The sequence below is a fragment of the Exiguobacterium sp. RM11 genome (assembly GCF_059821525.1).
On record NZ_CM187558.1, the window covers coordinates 1 to 7,500 of the forward strand.

Annotated in this window: 6 protein-coding genes (1 of these 6 only partly in view); all 6 read left to right on the plus strand. The window is 46.4% G+C overall.

Features of this window, described 5'->3' with window-relative positions:
* Window positions 1–1,380, plus strand: coding sequence for a chromosomal replication initiator protein DnaA (gene dnaA / locus AC5LIL_RS00005; RefSeq protein ID WP_214749500.1), 1,380 nt, complete (start codon window positions 1–3; stop codon window positions 1,378–1,380).
* A 196-nt stretch (window positions 1,381–1,576) separates the two neighbouring features.
* On the plus strand, window positions 1,577–2,716 hold the full coding sequence (dnaN, locus tag AC5LIL_RS00010; protein ID WP_026824743.1) for a DNA polymerase III subunit beta: 1,140 nt from the start codon (window positions 1,577–1,579) through the stop codon (window positions 2,714–2,716).
* 126 nt (window positions 2,717–2,842) lie between these two features.
* Window positions 2,843–3,058, plus strand: coding sequence for a S4 domain-containing protein YaaA (yaaA, locus tag AC5LIL_RS00015; RefSeq protein WP_015880213.1), 216 nt, complete (start codon window positions 2,843–2,845; stop codon window positions 3,056–3,058).
* Between the two features lies 1 nt (window position 3,059).
* Window positions 3,060–4,178 (plus strand): DNA replication/repair protein RecF, encoded by a 1,119-nt coding sequence (recF, locus tag AC5LIL_RS00020; protein WP_214785433.1) that lies wholly within the window; start codon window positions 3,060–3,062, stop codon window positions 4,176–4,178.
* 49 nt (window positions 4,179–4,227) lie between these two features.
* The gene (gene gyrB / locus AC5LIL_RS00025; RefSeq protein WP_499824519.1) at window positions 4,228–6,156 is read left to right on the plus strand and encodes a DNA topoisomerase (ATP-hydrolyzing) subunit B; all 1,929 of its coding nucleotides are present in this window, start codon (window positions 4,228–4,230) and stop codon (window positions 6,154–6,156) included.
* 22 nt (window positions 6,157–6,178) lie between these two features.
* Window positions 6,179–7,500, plus strand: partial view of a DNA gyrase subunit A gene (gene gyrA, locus AC5LIL_RS00030; RefSeq protein ID WP_214696483.1) — the 5' portion only. The gene runs 1,249 nt beyond the window's last position; only the first 1,322 of its 2,571 coding nucleotides appear in the window; its start codon is at window positions 6,179–6,181; its stop codon lies off the right edge, out of view.

Below are 7,500 nucleotides of genomic sequence, written 5' to 3' on the forward strand. Positions count from 1 at the left end.
TTGAAGAATGCTCGCGAGATTTGGAGAAACGTTTTATCTGTGATTGAAGAAGAGGAACGAACTCCAAAAGCTAGTTTTGACATGTGGTTGAAATCAACCGAAGGGATATCACTGATGGGAACGACACTCGTTGTGTCGGCGCCGGCCAGTTTTATCGTTACGTGGTTAGAGCGACAGTACTTGTCACTTTTACAAGATACGGTCGAAGAAATCACAAACAATAAGCTCGAAATTCATTTTATTGAAGAATCTCAAGCACACAAGTATGCTCCAGCGGATGGATCGTCACAAGAATCCATTGCCGTGACGGAAACAAGGGAACAGCCTTTACCATTACCTTCAAAAGAGGAAGGGGATCTCGGACAGCTGAATGACAAATATATCTTCGAGACGTTTGTCATCGGATCGGGGAACCGATTTGCCCACGCCGCATCACTCGCTGTTGCTGAAGCGCCAGCCCGTGCATATAACCCGCTATTCATTTACGGGGGAGTCGGACTCGGGAAAACGCATTTGATGCATGCGATTGGTCATTACGTAAAAGGACAAAAACCAGGAGCTCGGATTGCGTATGTCTCTTCTGAAAAGTTTACGAATGAATTCATCAACTCCATTCGAGACAATAAAACAGGCGAGTTCCGTAATCGCTATCGGAACATCGATGTGTTGCTGATTGATGATATTCAGTTCTTAGCAGGAAAAGAACAAACGCAGGAAGAGTTTTTCCACACTTTCAATGCGCTACACAATGATCAGAAACAAATCGTCATTTCAAGCGACCGACCACCAAAAGAAATTCCGACGTTAGAAGATCGCCTACGTTCGCGTTTCGAATGGGGACTCATTACGGATATCACACCACCTGACCTCGAGACACGAATTGCGATTCTCCGTAAAAAGGCGACTGCTGAAGGTCTCGATATCTCAAACGAGGTCATGCTTTATATTGCGAATCAAATCGATACGAACATTCGTGAACTAGAAGGGGCGTTGACACGCGTTGTCGCTTACGCAAAACTAGTTGGGCGACCGATTGACCCAGACGTAGCAGCAGAAGCGCTTCATAACATCATGCCGGTCCAGGAAGCGAAGAAGATCGTCATTCGTGATATTCAAGAAATCGTCGGTCAACACTTCAACATTCAAGTAGAAGAGTTGAACTCGAAAAAACGCACAAAAACGTTGGCATTCCCACGTCAAATCGCGATGTACTTATCTCGTGAGATGACGGAGAGTTCATTACCGAAAATCGGGGAAGAGTTTGGAGGGCGTGATCATACGACTGTGATTCATGCACATGAGAAAATTAGCACGCTTCTGAAAAACGATGTGGAAATGCAAGAGACGATTCAAACGTTGAAAAAAGCACTGTCTAACTGATGAGGGATTCTCTGTGGATATCCTGTGGATAAACCACCTTAGTTATCCACAAGTTATTCACAGGCGAAATGGCTTTATACGTATGCTTCAGGGGACTTATCCCCAGTATCCACAGCCCTTATTACTATTATGACTTAAATAATACTATTATTATCATTAGTAAATGACTCATTTCACCTTAGGAGGAATTATCCACATGCATTTAACGATTCAACGAGATGTATTCATGCAAGCCGTACAAGATGTATCAAAAGCTGTGGCTTCACGAACGACTATTCCAATTTTGACAGGCTTAAAGCTTGAAGCTCATGCGGACGGTTTAACACTGACAGGAAGTGACACTGAAATTTCGATTGAACGTTTGATCCCAATCGAAGAAGGTGGGATCGAACTCATTCAAATTCAACGTGCCGGAAGTGTCGTATTAAACGCGCGCTTCTTAGGAGAAATCGTGAAGAAATTGCCGACAAACGAAGTCACACTCGAAGTGTCACCAAACTTCATGACACGAATTGAGTCTGGCCAGGCAGAATTCCATTTAAACGGTCTCGACCCTGACGAATATCCTCGCCTGCCAGAACTTGCGAGCGACCGTCGTTTCTATCTACCAGCGGATCTTTTAAAAACCATCATCCGTCAGACAAGTTTCGCTGTTTCCTCACAAGAGACACGCCCAGTTTTAACAGGGGTCAACTTCTCTGCTGAGAAAGGCTTCCTCACATGTGTAGCGACAGACAGCCACCGCTTGGCGCTCCGTCGTGCTCGTTTTGAGACAGATAACGACTTGACGTTCCAAAATGTCGTCGTCCCTGGTCGTTCGCTCAACGAACTTGCTAAATTGCTCGATCGTGAAGAGTTGCCGATTGAAATCGTACTGACAGACCAGCAGATCTTGTTCCGCATGAAAAATATCTCATTCTTCTCGCGTTTGTTAGACGGGGCGTACCCAGACACGTCACGCCTCATTCCGGAAGAATATCGTACAGCAGTACGTATGAATGCGAAAGAATTCTTACAAGCCATCGACCGTGCGTCACTCTTAGCACGTGCTGACCGGAACAACGTGATTAAATTTGTCGCGGAAGATACGACAGCAGTCGAAGTATCTTCACATTCACCTGAAGTCGGTAAAGTGTCTGAGCGTGTCAGCATCTTATCGCTTGAAGGGGAAGAATTGAAAATTTCCTTCAACTCTAAATTTGTAATGGATGCGCTTCGTGCGCTCGATGCATCTGAAATCGAAATCCAGTTCACGGGTTCGATGAGACCGTTCATTCTACGACCGGTTGAGCAAGATAGCGTTCTTCAACTGATTTTACCAGTCCGCACATCGTAAGCAGCGGATAGGGATGATGAGGTGTCTGACCTTGTCATCCCTCTTTTTGCCTTATTCGACGATTTTCGATAAACTAATATGTATGGCGATTTTTTCAGATCAGCATGTGAGAAAGGAAGTGACGACATGGAAAAAGTGTCGATTACAACCGAGTATGTAACGCTCGGACAATTTTTAAAATTAGCAGATATCATCTCAAGCGGGGGACAAGCAAAGTTCTTTTTAGAAGATGTCATGATCAAAGTGAACGGTGAGCAGGACCAACGCCGTGGTCGCAAATTGAGAGATGGAGATACAATCGAGGTCGAAGGCTTCGGGGAATATCAAATCGAGGGAAACTGACGTGCATTTAAAGTCGATCCGATTGCAAAATTACCGCAACTACGAAACCCTCGAGCTAGATTTCTCAGAACAGACGAATGTTCTAATTGGTGAGAATGCCCAAGGAAAAACGAATCTTCTCGAATCGATTTACGTACTTGCGCTCGCAAAATCGCATCGGACGACACAAGACCGAGAATTGATCGGTTGGGAAGCTGATGCCGCAAGTATCGAAGGACGGATTCATAAACGCACCGGCGAATCCGTGCAGAGTCTTTCATTTTCTCCTAAAGGAAAAAAAGCAAAGCTCAATCATTTAGAACAACGTCGTCTCAGTGACTATGTCGGCGCATTTAACGTCGTCTTGTTCGCCCCTGAAGACTTAGCCATCGTCAAAGGCAGTCCACAAGGGAGACGGCGATTTTTAGATATGGAAATCGGTCAGGTCAGTCCCGTGTACTTACATGAGCTCAATCAATATTTGAAGACGTTAAAACAGAGAAATGCCTTGTTGAAGCAGTTATCCACAAAGGGTGGGGACGAGACGTTACTCGAAGTATTGACGGACCAATTGATTGAACTCGCCGTGAAGATTGTGATGAGACGCTATCATTTCATCGATCAACTCGAAAAATGGGCCAATCCGATTCATTCTGGGATCACACGTGAGTTAGAGACACTGACGATTCAATACGTTTCTGACACGTTCCAAAAAGAACGTTTCTCAAAAGAACAGATGTTTGAAACGTATCGCCAAAAGTTTGATAAAATAAGAGAGAACGAACGAAGAAGAGGTGTGACCTTATTTGGTCCGCATCGTGACGATTTTGAATTGTACGTAAACGGTCGAAACGTTCAAACGTTCGGTTCACAAGGTCAGCAACGAACGGCGGCCTTGTCATTGAAGCTAGCTGAAATTGAATTGATTCATGAAGAAGTGGGCGAATATCCTCTTTTGTTATTAGACGATGTGTTATCTGAACTTGACGATCATCGCCAAACCCATCTACTCGATACGATGGGACGAAAAGTACAAACGATTTTGACGACAACAAACATTGATGGAATCGCACATGAAACCATTCAACAAGCCAAAGTGTTTCACGTGAAACAAGGCGAAGTCGAAACAGAATCCGTGTAATCGTGGTAAGAAGGAACACCAAATCATGTATAGTAGGTGAAAATAACCGATGAGTAATGAAAACGAAAAAGAATTGCAAGCGTATGGCGCCGATCAGATTCAAGTTCTTGAAGGCTTAGAGGCTGTACGTAAACGTCCAGGGATGTATATCGGTTCCACAAGCTCTCGCGGTCTCCACCACTTAGTATGGGAGATTGTCGATAACTCAATCGATGAGGCGCTTGCAGGTTATTGTGACACGATCACAGTGACGGTTGAGCCAGGAAACTCCATCGTTGTCGAAGATAACGGACGTGGGATTCCAGTAGACGTTCAAAAGAAAACAGGTCGACCTGCCGTTGAAGTTATTTTCACGGTATTGCACGCCGGCGGTAAATTCGGCGGTGGCGGATACAAAGTTTCAGGTGGTTTGCACGGTGTAGGGGCGTCGGTTGTCAACGCACTATCGACAAAACTTGAAGTGTTCGTCCGTCGCGACGGCAACGTGTATTATCAATCGTTCAAACGTGGCGTGCCACAAGGCGAACTTGAAATCGTCGGAACGACAGATACGACAGGAACGACTGTCCGCTTCTTCCCGGACGGCGATATCTTCCAAGAAACGCTCGAGTATGACTTTGATTTGCTAGCAACACGTCTTCGCGAGCTCGCTTTCTTAAACAAAGGGCTACGGATTGTCGCAAAAGATGATCGTAGCGATGAGACGATTGAACGCAATTATCACTACGAGGGCGGAATTAAGTCTTACGTCGAGCACTTGAACCGTTCGAAGGCATCGATTCATGAAGAGCCTGTGTATGTGCACGGAACGAAAGATGGAATCGAGGTAGAGATTGCCCTTCAGTACAACGAAGGTTTCGCAAGTAACATCTACTCATTCACGAACAACATCCCAACACATGAAGGTGGGACGCACGAGACTGGATTTAAGACAGCACTCACACGTTCAATCAATGATTATGCGAAGCGATTCGGATTGATGAAGGAGGCCGACGGAAGTCTCTCCGGGGATGATGTCCGTGAAGGATTGACGGCGATCGTTTCCGTCAAACACCCGGCACCTCAGTTTGAAGGACAGACGAAGACGAAACTTGGAAATGCCGATGCTCGTACGGCGACAGATACGTTATTCAGTGACACGTTCGAACAATTCTTGCTCGAGAATCCATCAGTCGGTCGTCTTATTGTCGACAAAGGATTGATGGCAGCACGCGCACGTCTTGCTGCGAAACGCGCACGCGAGATGACACGTCGTAAAGGTATTCTCGAAGTCAGTTCATTACCAGGGAAATTGGCTGACTGTTCGTCGAAAGACGCTTCGAAATCTGAACTATACATCGTTGAGGGTGACTCAGCGGGTGGTTCGGCGAAATCTGGTCGTGACCGTCACTTCCAAGCAATCTTGCCGATTCGAGGGAAAATCATCAACGTCGAGAAAGCACGTCTTGATAAGATTTTAGCCAACCAAGAAGTCCGGACCATTATCACGGCTCTCGGAACAGGAATTGCGGATGAGTTTGATTTATCAAAAGCGCGTTACCATAAACTGATCATCATGACCGATGCCGATGTCGATGGAGCGCACATTCGTACGCTGTTATTGACGTTCTTCTATCGTTACATGCGACCACTCGTGGAAAGTGGATACGTCTATATCGCTCAACCACCGCTCTATGGTGTGAAGCACGGTAAAGAAACGATCTATGTTCAAAACGAGCGAGAGTTACAAGCTGCACTTGCACAACTTCCTGAAAATGCACGTTATAGCGTTCAACGTTACAAGGGTCTTGGAGAGATGGATCCTGAACAGTTATGGAATACGACGATGAACCCGGAAACGCGTTCGATGCTTCGCGTCGATCTTCAAGATGCGATTGAAGCAGATGAGATTTTTGAAACGCTCATGGGTGACAACGTCGAACCACGCCGTGACTTTATTCAATCTCACGCCCATTACGTGAAGAACCTCGATATTTAATAAGAAGGGTAGGCAATAACGAATGGCAGAACAAGAAAATATCAAGGATATAAATATTAGCCAAGAGATGCGAACGTCGTTCATGGACTATGCGATGAGCGTCATCGTATCACGTGCCCTTCCGGACGTGCGAGATGGTTTGAAGCCGGTTCACCGTCGTATTTTGTATGCGATGAACGAGCTCGGAATTCGTGCGGACAAGCCACATAAGAAATCGGCGCGTGTCGTCGGGGACGTGATCGGTAAGTATCACCCACACGGTGACTCTGCCGTCTATGAAACGATGGTTCGTATGGCTCAAGATTTCAGTTATCGTTACGAACTAGTCGACGGTCACGGGAACTTCGGTTCAGTCGATGGCGACTCGGCCGCTGCGATGCGTTATACCGAGGCACGTATGTCTAAGATTGCGATGGAACTCGTACGAGACATTGGCAAAAACACAATCGATTACCAACCAAACTTCGATGGTGAAGAGAAAGAGCCGGTCGTTCTTCCAGCGCGTTTCCCGAACTTCCTTGTCAACGGAACGAGCGGGATCGCGGTCGGGATGGCAACGAACGTTCCTCCGCATAACTTGAATGAAGTCATCGATGGGGTGTTGGCTCTTACTCATAACCCGGACATCACGATTGCTGAATTGATGCAACACATCCCAGGCCCTGACTTTCCGACAGCGGGAGAGATTTTGGGACGCAGCGGGATTCGTCGTGCCTATGAAACGGGACGTGGATCGATTACGATGCGTGCGAAAGCCGAAATCGAAACGTTGAAAAACGGTCGTGAACGGATCCTCGTTCATGAAATCCCATATCAAGTCAACAAGGCACGTCTCGTTGAGAAAATTGCCGATTTGGTACGTGATAAAAAAATCGAAGGAATCACAGACTTGCGTGATGAATCCGACCGTAACGGGATGCGGGTCGTCATCGAAGTTCGTCGGGATGCGAATGCGAGTGTCATCTTGAACAACTTGTATAAGCAAACGCCGATGCAGACGACGTTCGGAGTGAACATGCTTGCCCTCGTAGGCGGTCGCCCGAAAACGTTGAACATCAAACAAGCCATCTATTACTACATCGAACACCAAAAAGAAGTCGTACGTCGTCGTACGCAATTCGATTTGGATAAAGCGGAAGCGCGTGCCCACATCTTAGAGGGTCTTCGTGTTGCCCTTGATCACTTGGATGAAGTTATCGCCATCATTCGTAGCACACGTACTGGTGACGAGGCGCGTGAGAAGTTGATTGCTCGCTTTGGACTTTCTACTGAGCAAACGCAAGCGATTTTAGATATGCGTCTCCAACGATTGACTGGTTTGGAGCGCGAGAAAATCGAAGGCGA